Below are 20,615 nucleotides of genomic sequence, written 5' to 3'. Positions count from 1 at the left end.
TTCTAAAAATTAAGATTCTAGCATATGTCTTGTAAATTTTCCTACAACTTCTTGATATTTTTGACGACTTATAGGAATTTTTTCATTTTGTACTTTAGCATATGTTTGATTTATACTGTCTACATAGTTTAGATTGACAATATATCTTTGATGTGTACGTATAAAATTAGATGGAAGAATATCTTCCATATCATTTAGTTTTCCATAATACTCTAAAGATTTGTCAGAGGTTACTACAGTCAGCTTTCTTAATTCACTTTTAAAGTAGAGAATGTCTTTTGTATTGATTTTACAAAGGTTAGTTCCAATCTGAATCGTAATAAAGTGTTCTTTCCATTGTTCTAATTTTTTTAGTGCTTCTTTTAAGACTTCACATATTTTTTCACTTTTATAAGGTTTTAAGATATAGTTTAAAGCTCCTACATCATATCCATGAAATACATAGTCAGAAAAACCTGTGACAAAGATAATTATAGTATCTTTTGAGTATTTTCGAATGACTTTTGCTATATCAACTCCATTAATTTCTCCAAGTTCAATATCTAAAAAAATGATGTCCATATAATAATTTTCATGTTCTAGATTATATATTAGACTTTCTCCATTTGAGTATTCTTTTATCTGGCAGGGATAGCCCCATAAATCCATTTCTCTTGTGATGATTTTATTTAGCATACTTCTTTGTTGTTTTTCGTCATCACAAATACAAATTGAAATCAATGATTATTCTCCTTTCAAGTTTTATATTTATATAATTAAGTATATAATAAATTGAGCTACCTAGATACATAAAAGAGAAAATATGTCTAGGTAGCAAAGTAGAGTCTTAATTAAATAAGTTTTGACTAAAATCGTACAGATAAGAATTATATAGACTTACTCAGAGAAGTTTTATCTAAAATAATTTAAGCAAACTTATTTTGAAATTCCAACAATTTCTTTAAATTTTTTGTAAGTCAACAGATATATAAGGTACATATAAACCCCACAAACCACTAGTAAACCTAGATTTATCAGAAGAGCATTGACTTCACTATGAACAATTCTACCATCATTGTTTACCATAATCATAAAGTTAAAAAGATATATTACAAAACTTCCAGTAATAAGAGGGTATGAAAAGATTTTCTTTAATTGGTTGCGAATACAGAATTTTATATAGTCGTTGTTAGCACCTAATCGACTCAAATCTATAAAAATCTGTTTGTGATTTACTGCTATTGTAACACCTCTTGTATATGCAATGATTCCCACAGCCGTAAAGCAGATTATACCTACATAGATAAATAACATCAAGAATACTGCTGTATTTTTTATCATATCTTGACTCTGCAAAGTTTTAAAATTAGGATAGTACTTCCATTGGAGATATAATTGATTATTATCTGGAGTTAATTTTAAAGAACCTTCTCCACTTGGATATTCTTCATCCAAAAAATACTTTTGACCAGTTGATTCATTGCGTTTTTTCACATATTCATCATACATAGTGTATGTTCCCATTTCCTTAGGTGTTCTTTTTATAATCTCTGACTTTAAATCATTAGCAAAAGCATAGGTATCTGTAGCTTTATCTACATTAAATAGGACAGAATTATTGTAGTTATTTATAGATAAACCTTTAGTAAATGCATTATAATCGTCTTCACTAAGGACATAAGCAGTCATACGAGCATTTTGAAAGAAAGAACCATTAAATATTAGGTTTCCAGAATATTTAAAAGGAGTTTCTTTTTCTGTGGCTGGGCTTGATATAAATTTTGGAAAATCATAATCTCTATTATTATTTTCTTTACTTACAACAGCAAGATATTCACCATTTTTTATAGTGATAGGTTTATCAATTAATTTAGAGAAATCCTTAGAATTAAAGAACATGGCTAAAGAATGTTTTTTCATATATACATCATCAATAGTTCTATCTTTATTAAATATTGATTCTGTACCATCTACAATTAATTCAATAGAAGGAAGTTCCATATAGTTTTGGATTTTTACTTTATGCTTATCTGCCAACTGTTCAATTTCTTTTTTAGATATTTGATTCACTCTTTGGTTATAAGTGAATGTGTAATCTATAGGATTCTTTTTAGTATTTTCATTAATTCCTGCAATCACATTAGGTATATAGAATACAGCAAATAAGGCTCCTGCAATTAAAAATGCAACAACACACATATTTTTTACAGTTTGCTTGCCCATAAATCTCATCATACTAGTAGATATAATATTTTTGTAGTATTTTTCTGGATGTTTTCCTCTTTTTGCATGTACTACTACATATGTCATAATCATGTAAATTCCAATAGCAGAGAATACATACGTAATGTTCCATATAGATGGCATCATGTAATTAAGTTCACTTATGACTATTGAAGGTACTACATAACCTAGAAGAAGTCCTAATACCATAAAAAATGTTCCCAATATACCATACCAACTTTTTACCTCATGAACTGGTTCAGAGATTCTTTGGTCATTTAGTATATCAATTATATTTGTACGATTGATGAATTTTACTGAAAGTAAGAAAATACATAGAGTTACAAATATACAAAATATGAAACCATATATAAATCCTTGAGTTCCAAAGTGGTATGTCATTTCTCTTGTATCAATAATTACCAATTGGAATATCTTCCATATACCAAAAGATACAGGCATACTCAATAGAAGACCTAAAAAACAACAGACTATTGAAATAAGGAGTATTTCTGAAAATAGAATTTTTTTCAAATTTTTCTTATCTGTCCCTAGAGCCATAAAAATACCAATTTCTCTACTTTTAAATTTTAAAAATAGGGAAGAGGCATAAGTAGTAAAAACAGCACATCCTAATATAGCAACTGCAAATATCATTATGGCTTGTTTTCTACTATCTCCTCCAGTTGGAAGGATTGTTTGCACTGTAGGACTAAAATAAATTAAAGCATATGAAGTTACTAAGACTACAGAAAGTATTATACAAAAGAATAATGTTGTATAGTTTTTCCAATTGTAGGCTCGAAGTTTTCCATATAATTTATTAATTGTCATCTTGACCGCCTCCCATTTCTTTTAAAAGTTCCAATAATTCATCTAGGAATTCACGTCTTGAATTTGATTTTACGACTTCTTTGTAGACCATTCCATCTTTAAGGACAATAACACGGTCACAAAAACTTGCAGCAAAGCTATCATGTGTAACCATGAATATAGTGGCATCTAGCTCTTGTTTTGCTTTTAGGAATGAGTCAATTACTGTACGACAAGATTTGCTATCAAGATTACCAGTTGGCTCATCTGCTAATATCAAATCTGGATTATTCATAAGAGCTCTTGCTACTGCTGTACGCTGTTTTTCACCACCAGATATTTCAGCAGGGTATTTTTTGCGTATATGCTCAATACCAAATAATTTGCATAGGCTAGTAGCACGGTTTTCCATTTGTATAACTTTACTACCTTTGATAATTTGTGGAACACAGATATTTTCAAAGACACTAAGACCATCAAACAGCATAAAATCTTGGAATACAAAGCCCAACTGCTGATTTCTAACTTCGGAAAGTTCTTTTTCTTGTAGGTTTCTTATATTATTGTTTCCAAGAGTTATTTCACCTTCATCAATTGGTATAAAGCATGAAATGCAGTTTAAGAGAGTTGTCTTTCCACTTCCAGATGCACCCATGATTGCAACGAATTCTCCTTTATTGATTTCAAAAGAAATATTTTTTAATACAGGGTACGTTTTATTACCTGTCTTGTATGATTTACATAAATTGTTTACTTTAAGCATATATATCATCCTCGCTTTCATTTATCTTGTAAGTTAATGATAGCATTTGAAAGGGGTATGGGAATATAAGTCTCGTTGTAAGAATTGGGTGTTTTTTTGTAATGTTTGAGTTAGAAAAATTTTTGAAAAGGTATTGTTACGATTATTTAGATAAAAGATATGTTGATGTATAAATGGTAGTCTTTTTTGTAAAATAATTATCTATTTTTATTTTATAATATAAAAACACTATTTTTTTACTAAAAAAGCTACCACAATCAATAACGAAAATACAATTGAAAGTATTGAAAAAGTAAAGTGAGAATTTGAGTCATTATTGCGATTATTAAGTTTTATCCAAAGTCCACATATAATTGTACATATCAATAAAACTGCTGATATTATCCCTATAAATGTAAAAAACATTAAAATTCCCCCTTTATTTAATGTAAGTATTTGAGTCCATGAGAATATCTTTAAGTTCTGTCAGAGTATGGCTGAGTTATGTATCAAAACTAAAAGACATATAATTAAACTGAAATAGTACTAAATAGATATATAGTTAAACTGAAATAGTATTAAATAGACATAATACTAAATAGATATAAATACTAAACTGAAATAGTACTACTTTATGGTGTCTATTAAAAATAACTCTAATTGAGAGTCAATTAAAGCACTTCTTTTCTCTGCATCCATAATATCAATACCACTGTATCTTAAAAAGGCATTAGAACGAAGAAGAACTAACTGTATAAATGAAGTTATTTGATATGCAATAACCTTGTAATCTTCTTCAGTTTTATTGTTGTCGTGATTTTTATAATGAGCTCTAATCAAAGGCAATATTTCAAATGGATAAATAATGTCTTCTTGAACTAATATGTAAGGTACAGAAATCTCTATAAATTGACTATATAAAATTATAACATCACAAAATGTCATTAACATTTCTTTTAACTCTTGCTTAGGTGTTAGATTTTGCTTATCATGTGTAGTTTTATATTCATCCATATGGCATTTTAAAATTCTCTTAATAGCAGTATTAATTAGTGCTTCTTTAGATTTAAAATAATAATTAATCATAGCCAAATTGACATTTGCTTTAGCTATGATTTCTCTAGCTGTGATACTTGAAATATCTCTGTTTGAAGTTAATAGCTGAACTGTTGTGTTAATTAGTTGCTCTTTTTTTGAATCTATTTTCATATTTTTCCCCTTAAGAATTCCTCATAAAAAAATTAAACGTGTTTAATACACGTTTAGATACTATCACGAAAGCTTTTATATGTCAATGGAGGGATAGTTTTTAAGGAGGATAGTAGGGGGAAGTTTTTTTATAATTGCATTGTTAAATACATGACAAATAAGGTTATATGATACTAAGTTTAAGATGTGTTCTATCAATCATGTATTAATATATATAATTATTAAAGATTGTATACTAATAAATAGAATTATGTTAAAATTTATATTATAATGAAATAAAAAATAAATAAAAAAAGTCATGAGTTCTTAAGTTTGGCGACTTACTCTTAGCTTTTTATACAGTCATTCTTGGTAAGAGAGTACTCTAGTTAGGGAGCTTTTTATATTGTTATCATCTTTTAATATTATCATAACAATCATAAAACATTAATAATTTCGATATTTAAAAAGTATACAAAATTATTAATGAGGCAATAAGCTTAAACCATATTAAGTATTGATTGTTATTAATAAATCTGTAAAATCTCCTTATCTTTAGTGCAAACATGCTAAAAATAGAGGAGAATTTTTTGTTGTAAATGACAAAGTTTTGTTACCATTTATATGATGTTAGACTCAGTGTAACATCAAGATAATAAAAATGTATGAAAACTATCATAGATACTTATTAAAAACATTCTATAAGTAATGAAAAAAGAAGCGTGAAAAGAAAAAATGAAAATGGATTAATGAAGAGGGTAATAGAATAAAAAAGGAGATAGAGAATATAAAAAGTTAAAGGAATAAGGATTAAGCAAAAATAGGATAGCCAACTCTTTAAGTTTAGGAATAGTAAGGAGGTACTGTAGTTTATAAATGTGTAGCCTTAACTGTTTTTCTATCTAAGGGATAAGGGGGGATTTTTATGTATAGAATAGTTATTTGTGAGGATGATATTACACAAATGGTTTTCTTAAGAGAGTGTATACTAAAATCCTTAGAGGGAGTTTCTAGTCAAATTGAACTATTAGAGTTTAATTCAGGAGAAGAGTTATTGGAGTCTGCTTTAGAAGGAGTTGATATATATTTTTTAGATATTCAAATGCTTCAACTAACAGGGATGGATGTAGCTAAAATAATTAGAGAAACAAATGATACTTCTGAAATAATATTTATAACTTCAATAGTCGACTATATACAAGAAGGTTATAAGGTAAGGGCTTATAGATATTTATTAAAGCCTATAGATTTTGAGGATTTAAATGAAAATATTTTAAATTGTATATCAGATATTATTAAAAAAAGAGAAAACTTTATGCTGATAGAAAATAAAGGTATAATCAACAAAATTTTAATTAATAGTATTATGTATATAGAGGTCAGGAAAAAGGTTTTGACTATACATACTACAGATGGTATTTATAATACTAATAATAGTATGGATAAAATAGAGTTAGAATTAGAAAAATATAATTTTTTTAGATGTCATAAAAGCTATTTAATAAACATGGAATATATTCAACTTATATGCAAAAATACTGTAGTTATTAATAATGAAAATATTCCAGTCAGTAAATATAGAATATCTGATTTAAAGACAAAATTAACACATGTATTGGGAGATGTATTATGTTAGGGATAGATGTATGGGGGATTATTCTAACTTTATTTTCTACAATGATAGAATGGATTGTATTAAAATTTATATTAGATGAACTTAGTGAGCTAAGAAAGAGCAAGTCAGTTTTAAATAGTAGTCTACTAATTGCAATTATAATAATTACTACCTTGACTATAATTGAATTTGATATAAAGGTTAAGTTATTTATATGTATATTTATTACATATCTATTGTATAGAAGTAATTATGTGGTGGACCAATGGAAAAGTGTGTTTATAAGTTTATTATATTGGATGTTATTAATCGGATTTGATAGTACTGGATTAAGTATAGTAGGCACACTTAACTCTATACAAGAGATGAGTGATTTATTAAATAATAATTTATTAAAACTAGAATTAATAATTATATCTAAATCACTACTAATAGGATTAATACCATTACTTAAAGCTATTAGATTAAAAATAAAAATAAACAAGAAGGATTGTATCTATTTATTTTTCCCCTTAATAGCAAATATTGTTAGCATAATAGTTGTATTTGGATTTATTTTTAAAGATAAGAGTATTAATCCAACTGAAAGTTTGACAATACTTGTTATATCAATTGTATTTTTACTTTCAAATATTTCGTTAGTAAGTATTATAGGTAGAATAATAAAAGACAATAACCTAAAGATGGAACATGAAATTACAAAAGAAAAGATAAATATGCAATATAAATACTATTTAAATTTACAGGAATATCAGTCGAAAATAAGAAAACTATACCATGACATGAACAATCATATTATTTGTATTAAGAATATTTATGGTAAAAATGAGATTGCAGAGAAGTATATTAAAGATATAAATAAGCAAATAAATGAATGTAATACTATATTTAATACACAAAGTATGATTTTAGATGTTATTTTAAGTGAGAAAAAATCTATTTGTGATATAAATGGCATAGATTTTTTAGTAGATATTAATTTTTTAGAATGCAATTTTATAGAAATGGCGGATGTGTGTAGCATATTTTCAAATATGATAGATAATGCAATAGAAGCTTGTAATAAGATTTACGATACAAATATACAAAAAAAGATTAAATTAAGAGGAACTATTATAAATAGATTATTTGTAATTAAATGTGAAAATACAAAAATAAATGAGATTATATTAAAGAATAATAAAATTATTACAGATAAAAAAGACTCATTTTTACATGGAATAGGAATAAACAGTATAAAAAGCTCAGTAGAAAAATATAATGGAAATATAGAAATATATTCAGATAAAAATAAGTTTACAACTACTATTTATATACCATTATCTAGAAAATAATTCCAGTTGGAGCTTTAAAATGCCTAGTTGGATAAATAGCATTGAAAAATGATATAGAGGATGTTATCTTTTAAGCATATAAGATTTGGAGGCAATAAAAATAATCGAATCTTGCGCTAATAAGATAACATCTTTTTAATTCTAAATAAGAGCATAGAACAAAAATAATATGATTTATATTTATAAAGATTTAAAACATTGATAACTTTTATAGTTGATATAATAGTCATATTGTTAACAGGATATATGCTAAATAAATTTAAGTAGAAAAGGGGGGAGTAAAAAATGAAAAAATCTTAAAATATAAGCTTAGTAAAGCTTATATTGAGTAATATAAAAATAGTAATGTAGTAATTGATATATAGTGGAATTGATATTGGCAATAAATATTTATTAAAAAAACTCGAAAGAAAACGTTTTATTAGCTTAAGGAGGACTTAATTATGATAGATTCTGAAGAAATGAGTTTTAATATAGAAGATTTAATTATTTATAGAAAAAATCAACGAGTAATAATTTATAATAAAAAATTTAGAAAATATATTAGACTATCGGAGGAAATATATAAGTATTTTCTTTTAAGCCAAGAAAATAAAATGAATGCCTATGATTTTGTAAATTGTTTTGATGATGAAAGTGATAGAAAATATATTATCAATCTTATAGATATTATGAATAAAAATGAAATTTTTAAAAGTAATAATTTAAACATTGGAGGATTAAGCAATGAAATAGCAATTTATTTTTGTTTAACAAATAGATGTAATTTATTTTGTAAACATTGTTGTGTTGAATCGTCCTCTAATAAGAAAGATTTACTTAGCACATATGATTTAAAAAATATAGTAGATATAATATCAATTTTAAATGCTTCTCATATAGTTGTAACTGGAGGAGAGCCATTAGTAAGAGAAGATTTCTTTGAGATAATTAAATATATAAAACAAAGATTACCTAATACTAAATTAATATTATCTACAAATGGAACTTTAGTAGATGAACATAACATTGATTTTATTATAGATAATTTTGAAAAAATAGACATTAGTATTGATGGAGTAGATGAAAATACTTGTAGTGAAACACGAGGAAAAGGTGTATTTAATAAAGTAATAAACTCTGTGAATCTATTAAAAGAGAATGGATTCAATAATATAAAGTTATCAATGGTATTTGGTCAAAAAAATGCTCACTTAAATCAACAATTTAAAGATTTAAATAAAAAACTTGGTACAGAATTCGTTGAAAGATGTTTTATTCCAACAGGAAGAGGTTTAGAAAATAAAGAAAATTATCTGTTTGAAGATACAGTTCTTCCAATTACGATTCCCTATATTTTAGATAATGAATTAAAAAAATTTAAAGATAAAAAAAATAAAAAAATGGGATGTTGCGCATGTAATGCAGGAAATTCTCAAATATTTATAAATTATGATGGAAATGTATATCCTTGTCCTTCACTGATAAAGAATGAATATAAAATGGGAAATATATTTGACAATGAATTTGTACAAGTCATAAAAGGAAATAAAACAAGGAGCTTAAAGTCTTTGATTAAATTAGAAAGCATTTATCCATATAACTTTGAAAAATGTAAAAATTGTGATGTAAATATTTTTTGTTGGCATTGCCCAGCGATATTAGATTCAGTTAAGGATAATGAACTAGAATTGGATAGATGGTGTAGGATGATGAAACATAATTTAAATATAGCTATATGGGGAGATGAAGAAGTTAAGTGAAATTTACCATATTTGTAACTGAAGACTGCAATTTGAGATGTACATATTGCTATGAAGGAAATGATAAAAAAAAAGAAAATATGAGTTATGAAACTGCTGATAAAACAATAAATTTTATTTGTAATAAGGAATTAGAAAGTGATAGTGATTATACAACAATTGTTTTACATGGAGGAGAACCGTTTATAAATTTTGATTTGATTAAGTATATACATAAAGAGTTAGTAGATAGATTGAATGACAAAGAAATATTATTTGATATAACTACAAATGGAACTATTATAAATGATGAAGTAATAGAGTTTATAGCAAAGAATGTAAAAAATATATCAATAAGTATTGATGGAACAAAGAATATACATGATACAAATAGAATATATGCTAATGGAGTAGGTACTTATGAAAAAGTAATAGAAAATGGAAAAAGACTTATAGAGAAAGGTATATATGTTAGGGCAAGAATGACATATAACTCAAATACCGTTAAGTATCTTTATGAGAGTGTATATGATATAGCAAAGCAAGGATTTAAAAATATAGCTCCAATTTCAGATTTTATGGATAAAAATTGGGATGATTCTCATATTAAAATATTAAATGAACAAATTAGTAAAATTATGGATATTAAAAAAAATTATCCTGATATAGATATCTCCATTTTAGATAAACAATTTATAAACAAGAAAAAAGGAGACTGTTTTGGAGGTATAAATAGTTATGCAATAGATGTTAGAGGAGATGTATATCCATGTACAGTATGTGTTGGAGAACAGGATATTTTACTAGGAAATATATATGATGGATTGGATGATAAAAAAATTAAGAGCCTTATAAAAATTTATACATCTAAGAATGAAGAGTGTGATGGATGTACTAGATTTGATTATTGTATGTCAACTAGATGTAAACTTATAAATAAAAAGGTAACAGGTAGATTCTATACTCCAGTTCCAATTTACTGTGGATTAGAAAGAGTTTATGTAGAAACAACAAAAAAGCTATGTAGTTTATAACCTAGTTTAACTAGTTATAATAAATATAATATAAAAGTAAAGGGGGATATGTATTATGATACATATAAGAAAAATCGAAGAAAAAATAGAACTTCAAGATGTTGAGGTGCAAGCAGATCCATGCAAATGGTATTATGACACACATGGAATAATTTCGCAAATAGACTGTATGGAGGATTGTGCAGGAAAAACTCCAAAAGGAACAGTAGCATATTAAAAAATACTAATCAATCTATTAAATATTGAAAGTACTAGATGTAGTTTTCATGAATGAAATATGCTTTTTTAGACTCTAGTATTTTTAATAATTAAATTTAACTAGCGCAACAAGTTAGTTAGTATTTAATGAATAGGACTCTATAATCTATCATTTTAGATTATAGAGTTTTTCTTGTAAATGTGAATAAGGAGAATTCTAATTATGATTAATATTAAACTTGCAGTGTCATATTTAAAAAGACAAAAAGGAAAAACTTTATCATTAATACTTAGTATAGGGATTGCTGTTATGCTAGTTTTTTCATTAAGTGTTATTAAAGAGTCTCAAGGACAATCAGATATAAATCATGCATACAAAAACTCAGGCAATTATCATGCTTTTTATGAAGATGTAAGTAGTGATATAGTAAAAAAACTTAATGGTGAAGAAGATATAAAGGAATTCAATGATGTACTTAAATTTGGAGAAATTGTAAGTAAAAACAATGGGGCATCTATAAATTTGTGTTCTTACAATAAAAATTTTTTAGATTCTACTAGATATCAATTGGTTAAAGGTAGGGAACCTAGAAATTCTAATGAATTAGTAATAGAGCAAAAAGTTTTAGATAAAATGAAACTAGATGTTAAATTAAATCAAACTATTGATTTTCAAATTGTTAATGAGTATGTAAATAAAAATAATGAAAATGCTATTTACAGTAAAGATAAGAAATTTAAAATAGTTGGGATTTTAAGTAAACCAGATGAATACTATGAAAGTTTAAATGAATATAAGGTAAGAGCTTTTACATATTCAAAGGATGGCAAAGATATTGTTCCATCTGAATTAATAAATCATATGGGGACATTAAAACTTAATACAAAAGATTTAGATACTCAAAAAGTAGTGAATCTAGGGGTAAAATATAAGTTAACAAATAATGAATTTTATCCAAATACAGAAGTAAGTATGGCTATGTCTATGAAAAATATTTCAAAAACAACAACTTACTCAATAAAACAAAGATTATTACCTTTATTATGTGCAATATTAGTAATATATAACATGTTTAACATAATAATATTAGATATGACCAAGCAAATTGGTTTACTTAGAGCTGTTGGAGCCAATAAGAAAAATATTAGACGTATATTTTTTATTCAGAGTATTGTAGTTTTATCCGTGGGTATAGTAATAGGTTTACTTGGAGGTATAGTTTTTTCTTATTTAGGTCTTATGATTGTATATGATAAAAGTGCAGAATTAACTATAAATACAAATTCTATAATTGAATCTATCATTATGTCGATTATAGCAGTTATATTAGCCTCTATAGTACCTATATATAAGGCTGGAAATTTATCTATAATTGATGCTATAAAAAAGACAGATAAATTAAATTATGTTCCTAAGTTTTTGTTGTTAAAATCAAATAAAAAAGTTGTTGGAATTATAAATGAGATAGCTTTTAAAAATATATTTAGGAATAAGGTTACATCAATAATAATTATTATTACAATAGCGCTATGTGGAATTTTATTTATAGGGAGCTTAACTTCTACAAAGTTCATATATGGAAAAGAGTCAGAAGCAGCTAATATAACAAGTAAATCATATGGTAATTTTGATATTTATTTGGGCTATTCACCAATAAATGCAAATTATACCTTTTCTAAGTACGACAACTCTTTATTAGATGAAATAAAAGCTATTGATGATGTAACAGATATTGAACCTAATATTTATTTAGATGGATATCTAAGAAATGCTGAACTAGAAAAAAGTTATTTGGATGAATTAGACAGAACTGGAATAAATAATAAAAATGAATCTACAGTTTTAATTAGGGGTTACAATAAAGAGTTGTTAAATAATATAGATAAGTATATAGACAAAGGTGAAAATGTATATAGTTATACAAAGAGTGATTATAAAAATATTTTGTTAGTAAATAATTTTTATTCTAGAATTGAAATGTCAAATAACGCTCAAATTATAAAGTCACCCAAAGTAGGAGATTTAGTAGATATAAAAATGCCTGTATATAAAGATGGAGATTATAAATATATAAATACAAAAGTAAGAATAGCTGGAATAATGAAAAATAGCTATATATCAGAGCAAGATGGAGAATCTCAATCAGGTGGAATTCAAGTTATATTTAATGAAAAGGATTTAAAAGAATTGACAGGGATAAATGATTATAATAAAGCTTTCGTCAAGATAAAAAAAGGAACAGATGAAAAAGTAATAAAAAAAATAAACAATATAATAGAAAAAAATGGGTTTTCAGATATAGAGGGAAGATATGTACGTAATCACTTTGGTGATCACTATAATGATTCTTCATATAAATTAGCAATGATTTGTGTATTTGGAGTTTTATTAATATCATCTATAAATATTATTTTTATAGTTAGATCAAATATAATTGTAAGATTGAGTGAGATATGTACATTCAGGGCAGTAGGAATGCCTAAAAAACATGTAAAAAGAATGTTAATAAAAGAAAATATTATATATGGAATATTAAGTATGATTGTGGCTGGAATTATATCTAGTTTCAATTATTATAAAATGGTTTCTGAAACTAATAAACTTAATCAACAGATATATGGTATAAGTAATTCTGTTAAATTTGAAATTCCAACATTTGAAATTTTAATATTTGGCTCAATATCTGTTTTCGTTTGTGTTATTGCAGTTTACTTTTCTAATAGAATGATAAATAAACTTAGTATAGTAAGTGGTATAAAAGAAAGTGAATAAAATTGCTAATTTAAATATATTGGAAAGGAGTGAAATAAATGAATAGCTCAAATAAATATTTTTTAAATTGTATATGCGAAAAAATAATAAATAATAATCAAGTTATTCTTAGTAATAAGGTAAATGGAAGGTGGATTAAAATTCCAATAGAATGTTATGAAGTTATAAAGTATTCAGTAGATAATGAATTACAACTTGATAATTTATATGATGTATTCCAAGAAAATGAAGATAAAAAATATTATGAACGAGTTATAAATGAATTGGAATCTATAGGGCTTATAAGTGATTCTATTATAAGTGAATTTAGACTAGAGAGAATAAACAAAATTTCATTTTCTCCAACTAATAGATGTAATCTAAGTTGTGATTATTGCTGTGTAGACTCTAAAATAGACAATAATGATTATTTAGAGACATCTCAAGTAAAAAAAGTAATAGATAATGTAGCTCGATTAAATCCAAGAATATTAACAATTACAGGTGGAGAACCATTAATAAGAGATGATTTCTTAGAAATATTGGATTATGTAAAAGAAAAATTTAAAGGGAAGATAATTTTATCTACAAATGCAACTTTAATTAAAGAGAGCCAGATTGATAATATAATTAATGATTTATATGCAATAGAAATTAGTCTGGACGGCTATGATGAATTAAGTTGTAGTAAAGTAAGGGGTAAAGGTGTATTCAGTAAAGTATTAAATGTGATTAAACTTATAAAATCAAAAGGGTTCGAGAACATAGGTTTATCTATGGTTGTAGGAAAGAATAATGAAAAAAACATAGATAAATTTAATAAATTGAATGAAGATTTGGGCACAACATCTATAATAAGAAATTTTATGAACATTGGTAGAGGAAATGAGAACTATAGCAAATATCTTAATAACAAACTTGATATTGACTATATTTGTAAAGATGATTATGTAGATAAAAATAGTTTATGTTCAAATATGTGTAAAGCAGGTGTTAATCAGATAAGTATAGATTACAAGGGGGATGTATATCCATGTCCAAACTTAGAATATAAGGATTTAAAGATGTTCAATATATTGGAATTTAATGAAAACATATTAGAGAATATTCTTAATAGAAAAATGGATATGTTTAGTAGATTTGATAAATTAAAACCAGTAAATATTGAAGAGTGTAAAGATTGTAAAATAAATTTGTTTTGTACAACTTGTCCATCAAAAATATATACTTTGAAAAATGACCAAAAAATGTTTGCTTCAAATTGTAAAAAAATGAAAAATATTTTAGAGCCTATAGTATGGTAAGAATTGGTTTTATATCTAAAGTAATGTATTTTGGAGGTGATTATTAATTGAGTAAAGTAAAAGTAGCAGTTTTAGACACAGGATTAGATATAAATGATGATGATATGAATGGAAATTATGTTTATGATTCAAATTTTCAATTGGAAGATTTAGGGGGGAGGGAAATAAATGATATAAATGGGCATGGAACTTTTGTATCAAAAACTATATTAAATATAAGTAAGAATGTCCAAATTTATCCTATTAATATCTTTAATGATTCTGGAAAAACAAGTTCTTTAAATCTTCTTAATACATTGAGCAAGTTGACTATGTCAGATATGCAGATAATAAATATTTCAGCTGCATCTATTAATAGTAAATATGAAAAAGAATTAGAAAAAGTTTGTAATATTTTGAATAGCCAAGGTAGATTTATTATTTGTTCAAAACATAATAGATATGAAGAGAAAGAAAGTATTCCTACTATATTTGAAAGTGTTATTGGTGTAGTAGGTAATGAAAATATATATAAAAATAATCAGTACATATATAAACAGAGAAATAAGATTCAGATGTATGCAAACTCAAAAGATAATTTTATTAAATTTAAAGATAAAGTAACTCATTTTGGTAAAAATAGTAAAGCTTGTGCAGTGGCAACTGGTATTGTTGCAAATATATTAAAAAAGAATCCTGATATTAAATTTAATGAATTAGAAGAAATACTCATTCAAAGAAGCCAAAATAAAGAGGATTTAAAAATAGAAAATTTGTACATTCCAAGTTATAGATCTAATTTGATAAGATTAGATATAGCAAAGCAAATAATGAATGTGATAAATAGAGATTTCTCAAAAACGAAGATAAATTTTGATTTTGTAAATGAATATTCTTTATTTAACAACTTTACATGTATTGGAAATTATAATGCATATGATCTTTTAACTACTTTAAATAAAGAGTTTAATATTGACATTGACTACAAAGGAGTATATTTATATCAATTAGAGGATTTAACCAGGGCAGTAGATCTTATTTACGAAAATTTGATTTAAAAAAATATAGATTTTTGAATATAGGAATGGAGATATGTTATGAAAATACTTAGAGTAAAAGATTTAAAAAAAATATATGGAAAAGGTGAGAGTGAAGTTAGGGCTCTTGATGGTGTAGATTTGGAAATAGAGCCTCACAAATTTACTGCTATTGTAGGGGCAAGTGGTTCTGGTAAAAGTACACTACTTCACTGTGTTGCAGGGTTAGATAAGCCAACTTTAGGCAATGTGTACTTAGATGATGTAGATTTATATACGTTAAATGATAATAAACTATCTGAAATAAGAAGACAAGAATTCGGCTTCATATTTCAAAGTTACAATTTAATACCAGTTATAAATGTATATGATAATATAGTACTTCCAGTATCACTTGATGGTAAGAAAGAAGACAAAGAGTATGTTATGGGATTAATTAACAAATTAGGGATTGAAAAACAAATAAAGAAATATCCTAATGAGCTATCAGGAGGTCAACAACAAAGAGTTGCAATAGCGAGAGCATTATCCAATAGACCATCAGTTATATTTGCAGATGAGCCTACTGGTAACTTAGATAGTAAGACAACAAATGAAGTTATGAATATGCTTGAATGGTGTGTTAAAGAGTACAGACAAACACTAGTTATGATAACTCATAATGATAATATTGCAAAGACAGCTGACAGAGTTATAACTATAAAAGATGGTAAAATAGATGAAAAGAATTAGTAATAACAATTTATTTAGAATACTAAATATAATAATACATAAAAATAAGATTAAGCTAATAGCATCATTTATAATGGTTTTTATAATTGCTGGTGTGGATATTATAATACCTCAAATAACTAGATATATAATAGATGATGGGATAGGAAATAAGAATATTTCGCTACTTATAAATTTAGTATTTATATATATTTTTATAAGGGTATTATCAGCTACATTTGATGTTATACTATCATATTTATATACTTCAATAAAAAATAAAGTTACTATAAATCTAAAAGTAAAATTACTCAACCATATATCAAAACTTTCTGGGAGATATTACTCAAGTAAGAAAACAGGTAATATATTATCTATTATGGAAAGTGATATATTTATGATAGAAAACTTTGGAGCAGAGATTATATTTGATATTGTAGTCAATGTGTTTAAAGCTTTAATATCATTAGTTTTCTTGGTTAATTTGCAGTTTGATTTATTTTTAGTAGTTTTATTTTTACAGTTGATATTAACATTTTCTCAAAATAAAATGACAAAACTTATATCTAGGAAAATTTATGAGATAAGGAGTGATTCGGGAAGTTTATCAAATTTGATTCAAGAGTATGTATCTAACATTATGGATATTGTGATATTAAATTCAAAGATGAACTTCTTTAATAAATATTTAAAAAGAGAAAGAGCTTTAATAAAAAAAGATTTAAATTTAAACTTGATTATTAGTAGTAATATAGCTATATCCCAAGTACTAACAGGATTGATAACAATATTAATATATGGACTTGGTGGATATAAAATAATAAATAATAAGATGACAATGGGAGAATTAATAGCATTTCAACAATATACAGGAATGTTAATTGGACCATGTATAGCTATTGTAAGGGCGAATACTAGAATAGCACAATCGAAAGTATCTATTGATAGAGTATTTTCAGTAATAGATGAAGAGATAGATATTAAAGTCGATAATAATGGATATAAAATAGATAATAACGAAATTAAAAAGATAAACTTTAAAAATGTATCATTTAGATACAATGATGATTCAAATACTGTCTTAAATAATATAAATTTAGAGTTTGAAGAAGGAGACGTAACTGGAATTGTTGGTGGAAGTGGATGTGGTAAATCAACAATAACAAATCTAATATATCGACTTTGGGATATAAATGAAGGTGATATATTAATAGGTGATGTTAATATAAAGGATATTAATTTAAAATCATTAAGAAATAGTATTGATATAGTAACTCAAAATCAATTTATATTTGATGATACAATAAAAAATAATATAGTACTAAATAATAAAATAAAAGATGAAGAATTAAATAAGATATTAAAAGTTACTTGTTTATATGAGTTTATAGAGAATCTAGATAAGGGATTGGATGAAGTAGTAGGAGAAAAGGGGGTCAAAATATCAGGAGGACAAAAACAACGTATATCAATTGCTAGAGCATTAGTAAGTAATAAAAAGGTACTTATTTTGGATGAAGCAACTTCAGCATTAGATAATATTTCACAAAAAGAGATATTGAACAACTTGAAAGAGTATATAGAGGATAAGATAGTTATTATAATAGCTCATAGACTTTCAACAATTAAGAGTGCTGATAATATATATGTATTAGATAAAGGCAAGGTAATAGAATCTGGAAATGATAAGGAACTTTTAAGTGAAGATGGTTTGTATAATAGGTTAGTTGAAACTGCAGACTTCGTATAAATATAATGATATTCAGAGAAAAATTATACATTAAAGTTAATCTATAGAGTGAAGTTCATAATAAGTTATATTAAGGATAAACATAATCTTGTATACATATATGCTTACTAAAGTATTTGATGAAATATAAATTATGTAACTGGTTTAACTAGAAAAGAGTTTGTATATTAATTTTAGACAAATGTAAACAAATAATTAATATATTTTAGTAAATGTCTGAAAGTTACATAAATAGTTGTTATAAATAAACAAAAACAGAGTAATTAAAACAAAGAAGCTATACATCTGCTCGGTATTGGGATGTGTATAGCTTTTTTACATTTAGGAAGGTATCTTGTGAGCTTAGAGAGACATTTTATAATCACTATTTTTATCTAGCCAGTAAGCGAATGACTTATTACCCAGCAGCTATATTTTCATATAGACCATAGACATACTACATGCCACCATATCAACTGCTTCTGCCTAATGATATATAAATCCAGATTTATTTTTCCCCTTAAGAATTCCTCATAAAAAAATTAAACGTGTTTAATACACGTTTAGGTACTATCACGAAAGCTTTTATATGTCAATGGAGTGCTAGTTTTTAAGGAGGGTAGTAGGGGGCAGTTTTTTTATAATTGTCTTGTTAAATACATGATTTACAGGAGTTCATTCAACTTGATATTTTTCTGTAGATAATAAAAATAATATAGAAATATCACTTCATGTTTACGATATTGCACAAAATGCAGATAATGATTCTATATACACATCAAAAAGTAATTTGAAAAAACTATTAAATCTATCACAAAACTCTTACAATGGTATTTATACAAACAATATAACAGAGATACCAGAGATAGGAAAAGCCCATATACAAAATATATCAGAACGAATAGCTAAACTTGAAGAGAATAATGTTTCAAATCGTACTAGCGCTGTAATATGCCAAATATTAGGCTGTATTATTGGGTGTTTGCTTTTATCATTTTACCTATACCAAGTATTGAAATCTGTAAGTTCATTCATAAAAGTTTATCTTTATCAACAAATGACTATATTCCTTTTCAATGTAATATATTTGTAATTTTGTTTATTTTTATTTTGCTAAATATTATATATACCATAATTAAGTTCTTATTTAACTCGAGAATTAGTCGTATTCAAAAAAAAGATATTACTTTGAGATACCTAAATTAAAAAGGTCTAGAGAGAGATTTTGACTTCAAAGTTTGAGCTATAACAGCTATACATAAGTGGGTGTAAGCTATAATATAATGTTTAAAGGTCTTATTAAGACGTATAATAAGACCTTTGAACATTAATATGTAAATATTTATATTGAAATCTATTTAACTTTTATTACTGGTATCTGAATTTCTGTAAGATAGTTTTCAGGATTTTCCTCATTATGAACCCCTTTATGACCAATTTGCCTATTGATACCAGACATTTTATAATCACTATTTTTATCCAGCCAGTAAGCAAATGACTAATACCCACCAGCTATATTTTCATATGGGCCATATACCATACTACATGCCATCATATCAACTGCCTCTGTCTCACGATATATAAATCCAGATTTGTTTTTTCCTAATTTCTTTACAACCGTTCCAACCTCTATATCTACACCACAATCTTTCAGTTCTTCATCATGATAAAGTGCTATATTGTTGCTTGCTTGGTGGGATATTTCTATATGTTCTTCTTTAATAAATTCATATAATTTTTCCCACAGTATACCTTCATGGTGATAGTCTGGAATTATTTCTCTAAGCGAGATAATCTTATAACTGGGAATTTCCTTAAAGATAACATTGTAATGAATCTCATCTTTATTGTCATCTATAGCCTTAATCAATTTATTAATATTATTTATTCTTTGTTGTTCTTTTTTAACTTCATCTTGTATTTCAATTTTTTTTCGATTCAATTCTTTAATCACAAGTTCGTCGTTCCAATTATGAATAATATTTGATATCTCTGAAACAGTAAATTTTGAATCTCTTAGTAAAATAATTCTTTGTAAAGTTGAAATTTGGTCAGCAGAGTATAGGCGATAACCTGTGTATTTATCTATCTTTGCTGGTTTTAGAATACCAAGTTCATCATAATAACGTAACATTCGAATAGAGACTTGTGTTAGTTTTGAAAATTCTCCAATTTTAAACATGAAAATATGACCCCCTTCTCACTTATAATCAGTATATATTTTGTTTTTGTATACTTCAAGTGTTTAGGAAAATG

The 20,615-nt window shown here is 25.6% G+C and carries 16 protein-coding genes; 10 read left to right on the top strand and 6 right to left on the bottom strand.

Going from position 1 to position 20,615, the window contains the following annotated elements:
• Positions 1-9: 9 nt before the first annotated feature.
• The 5 genes from IC174_RS12940 to IC174_RS12920 form a co-directional block, all read right to left on the bottom strand.
• Positions 10-720 carry a LytR/AlgR family response regulator transcription factor gene (locus IC174_RS12940; RefSeq protein ID WP_227483066.1) on the bottom strand — a complete coding sequence of 237 codons (711 nt, stop codon included), beginning with the start codon at positions 718-720 and terminating at the stop codon, positions 10-12.
• A gap of 195 nt (positions 721-915) precedes the next feature.
• Positions 916-3,036, bottom strand: a complete 2,121-nt coding sequence (locus IC174_RS12935; RefSeq protein ID WP_227483065.1) for an FtsX-like permease family protein — start codon at positions 3,034-3,036, stop codon at positions 916-918.
• The gene (locus tag IC174_RS12930; RefSeq protein ID WP_227483064.1) at positions 3,026-3,778 is read right to left on the bottom strand and encodes an ABC transporter ATP-binding protein; all 753 of its coding nucleotides are present in this window, start codon (positions 3,776-3,778) and stop codon (positions 3,026-3,028) included. The genes IC174_RS12935 and IC174_RS12930 overlap by 11 nt, the downstream gene beginning before the upstream one ends.
• 228 nt (positions 3,779-4,006) lie before the next feature.
• The gene (locus tag IC174_RS12925) at positions 4,007-4,183 is read right to left on the bottom strand and encodes a hypothetical protein (protein WP_227433563.1); all 177 of its coding nucleotides are present in this window, start codon (positions 4,181-4,183) and stop codon (positions 4,007-4,009) included.
• Positions 4,184-4,384: 201 nt separating this feature from the next.
• The gene (locus IC174_RS12920) at positions 4,385-4,966 is read right to left on the bottom strand and encodes a TetR/AcrR family transcriptional regulator (RefSeq protein ID WP_227433562.1); all 582 of its coding nucleotides are present in this window, start codon (positions 4,964-4,966) and stop codon (positions 4,385-4,387) included.
• Between the two features lie 904 nt (positions 4,967-5,870).
• On the opposite strand from IC174_RS12920, the gene IC174_RS12915 reads away from it, so the two are divergent.
• From IC174_RS12915 to IC174_RS12870, 10 genes are all read left to right on the top strand, one after another.
• A complete protein-coding gene (locus tag IC174_RS12915) occupies positions 5,871-6,581 on the top strand; it encodes a LytR/AlgR family response regulator transcription factor (protein ID WP_227433561.1) in 711 nt (236 codons plus the stop codon).
• Positions 6,575-7,894 carry an ATP-binding protein gene (locus IC174_RS12910; protein ID WP_227483063.1) on the top strand — a complete coding sequence of 440 codons (1,320 nt, stop codon included), beginning with the start codon at positions 6,575-6,577 and terminating at the stop codon, positions 7,892-7,894. The genes IC174_RS12915 and IC174_RS12910 overlap by 7 nt, the downstream gene beginning before the upstream one ends.
• 443 nt (positions 7,895-8,337) lie before the next feature.
• Positions 8,338-9,636 carry a radical SAM/SPASM domain-containing protein gene (locus IC174_RS12905; RefSeq protein ID WP_227433559.1) on the top strand — a complete coding sequence of 433 codons (1,299 nt, stop codon included), beginning with the start codon at positions 8,338-8,340 and terminating at the stop codon, positions 9,634-9,636.
• On the top strand, positions 9,633-10,649 hold the full coding sequence (locus IC174_RS21400; RefSeq protein WP_227433558.1) for a radical SAM/SPASM domain-containing protein: 1,017 nt from the start codon (positions 9,633-9,635) through the stop codon (positions 10,647-10,649). Before IC174_RS12905 ends, IC174_RS21400 begins: the two co-directional genes overlap by 4 nt.
• Before the next feature lie 55 nt (positions 10,650-10,704).
• Complete coding sequence (locus tag IC174_RS12895) at positions 10,705-10,866, top strand: hypothetical protein (RefSeq protein WP_227433557.1); 162 nt, start codon at positions 10,705-10,707, stop codon at positions 10,864-10,866.
• 204 nt (positions 10,867-11,070) lie between these two features.
• Positions 11,071-13,620, top strand: a complete 2,550-nt coding sequence (locus IC174_RS12890; protein WP_227483062.1) for an ABC transporter permease — start codon at positions 11,071-11,073, stop codon at positions 13,618-13,620.
• 38 nt (positions 13,621-13,658) lie between these two features.
• The gene (locus IC174_RS12885) at positions 13,659-14,903 is read left to right on the top strand and encodes a radical SAM/SPASM domain-containing protein (RefSeq protein ID WP_227433555.1); all 1,245 of its coding nucleotides are present in this window, start codon (positions 13,659-13,661) and stop codon (positions 14,901-14,903) included.
• A gap of 47 nt (positions 14,904-14,950) precedes the next feature.
• Complete coding sequence (locus tag IC174_RS12880; protein WP_227483061.1) at positions 14,951-15,940, top strand: S8 family serine peptidase; 990 nt, start codon at positions 14,951-14,953, stop codon at positions 15,938-15,940.
• 39 nt (positions 15,941-15,979) lie between these two features.
• Entirely contained in the window at positions 15,980-16,651 is a 672-nt protein-coding gene (locus tag IC174_RS12875; RefSeq protein ID WP_227433553.1) for an ABC transporter ATP-binding protein, read from the top strand.
• Positions 16,638-18,380 (top strand): ABC transporter ATP-binding protein, encoded by a 1,743-nt coding sequence (locus IC174_RS12870; protein ID WP_227433552.1) that lies wholly within the window; start codon positions 16,638-16,640, stop codon positions 18,378-18,380. Before IC174_RS12875 ends, IC174_RS12870 begins: the two co-directional genes overlap by 14 nt.
• Before the next feature lie 1,477 nt (positions 18,381-19,857).
• Here the strand turns inward: IC174_RS12870 and IC174_RS12865 are convergent.
• Positions 19,858-20,541: a MerR family transcriptional regulator gene (locus tag IC174_RS12865; RefSeq protein WP_413927192.1), complete on the bottom strand. Its 684-nt coding sequence runs from the start codon at positions 20,539-20,541 to the stop codon at positions 19,858-19,860.
• Positions 20,542-20,615: the final 74 nt, after the last annotated feature.

It is taken from the genome of Clostridioides sp. ES-S-0001-03 (assembly GCF_020676075.1).
Classification (GTDB): Bacteria; Bacillota; Clostridia; order Peptostreptococcales; family Peptostreptococcaceae; genus Clostridioides.
The sequence above is the reverse complement of the archived record's forward strand: the minus strand, read 5'-3'. Positions and strand labels throughout refer to the sequence as shown.

Bases quoted from the DNA above. Each gene is read 5' to 3' on its own strand.
- IC174_RS12890 (WP_227483062.1), top strand. From the start codon at position 11,071: ATGATTAATATTAAACTTGCAGTGTCATATTTAAAAAGACAAAAAGGA.
- IC174_RS12905 (WP_227433559.1), top strand. From the start codon at position 8,338: ATGATAGATTCTGAAGAAATGAGTTTTAATATAGAAGATTTAATTATT.
- IC174_RS12925 (WP_227433563.1), bottom strand. From the start codon at position 4,183: ATGTTTTTTACATTTATAGGGATAATATCAGCAGTTTTATTGATATGT.
- IC174_RS12865 (WP_413927192.1), bottom strand. From the start codon at position 20,541: ATGTTTAAAATTGGAGAATTTTCAAAACTAACACAAGTCTCTATTCGA.
- IC174_RS12935 (WP_227483065.1), bottom strand. From the start codon at position 3,036: ATGACAATTAATAAATTATATGGAAAACTTCGAGCCTACAATTGGAAA.
- IC174_RS12915 (WP_227433561.1), top strand. From the start codon at position 5,871: ATGTATAGAATAGTTATTTGTGAGGATGATATTACACAAATGGTTTTC.
- IC174_RS12910 (WP_227483063.1), top strand. From the start codon at position 6,575: ATGTTAGGGATAGATGTATGGGGGATTATTCTAACTTTATTTTCTACA.
- IC174_RS12885 (WP_227433555.1), top strand. From the start codon at position 13,659: ATGAATAGCTCAAATAAATATTTTTTAAATTGTATATGCGAAAAAATA.
- IC174_RS12875 (WP_227433553.1), top strand. From the start codon at position 15,980: ATGAAAATACTTAGAGTAAAAGATTTAAAAAAAATATATGGAAAAGGT.
- IC174_RS12930 (WP_227483064.1), bottom strand. From the start codon at position 3,778: ATGCTTAAAGTAAACAATTTATGTAAATCATACAAGACAGGTAATAAA.
- IC174_RS12870 (WP_227433552.1), top strand. From the start codon at position 16,638: ATGAAAAGAATTAGTAATAACAATTTATTTAGAATACTAAATATAATA.
- IC174_RS12920 (WP_227433562.1), bottom strand. From the start codon at position 4,966: ATGAAAATAGATTCAAAAAAAGAGCAACTAATTAACACAACAGTTCAG.
- IC174_RS12895 (WP_227433557.1), top strand. From the start codon at position 10,705: ATGATACATATAAGAAAAATCGAAGAAAAAATAGAACTTCAAGATGTT.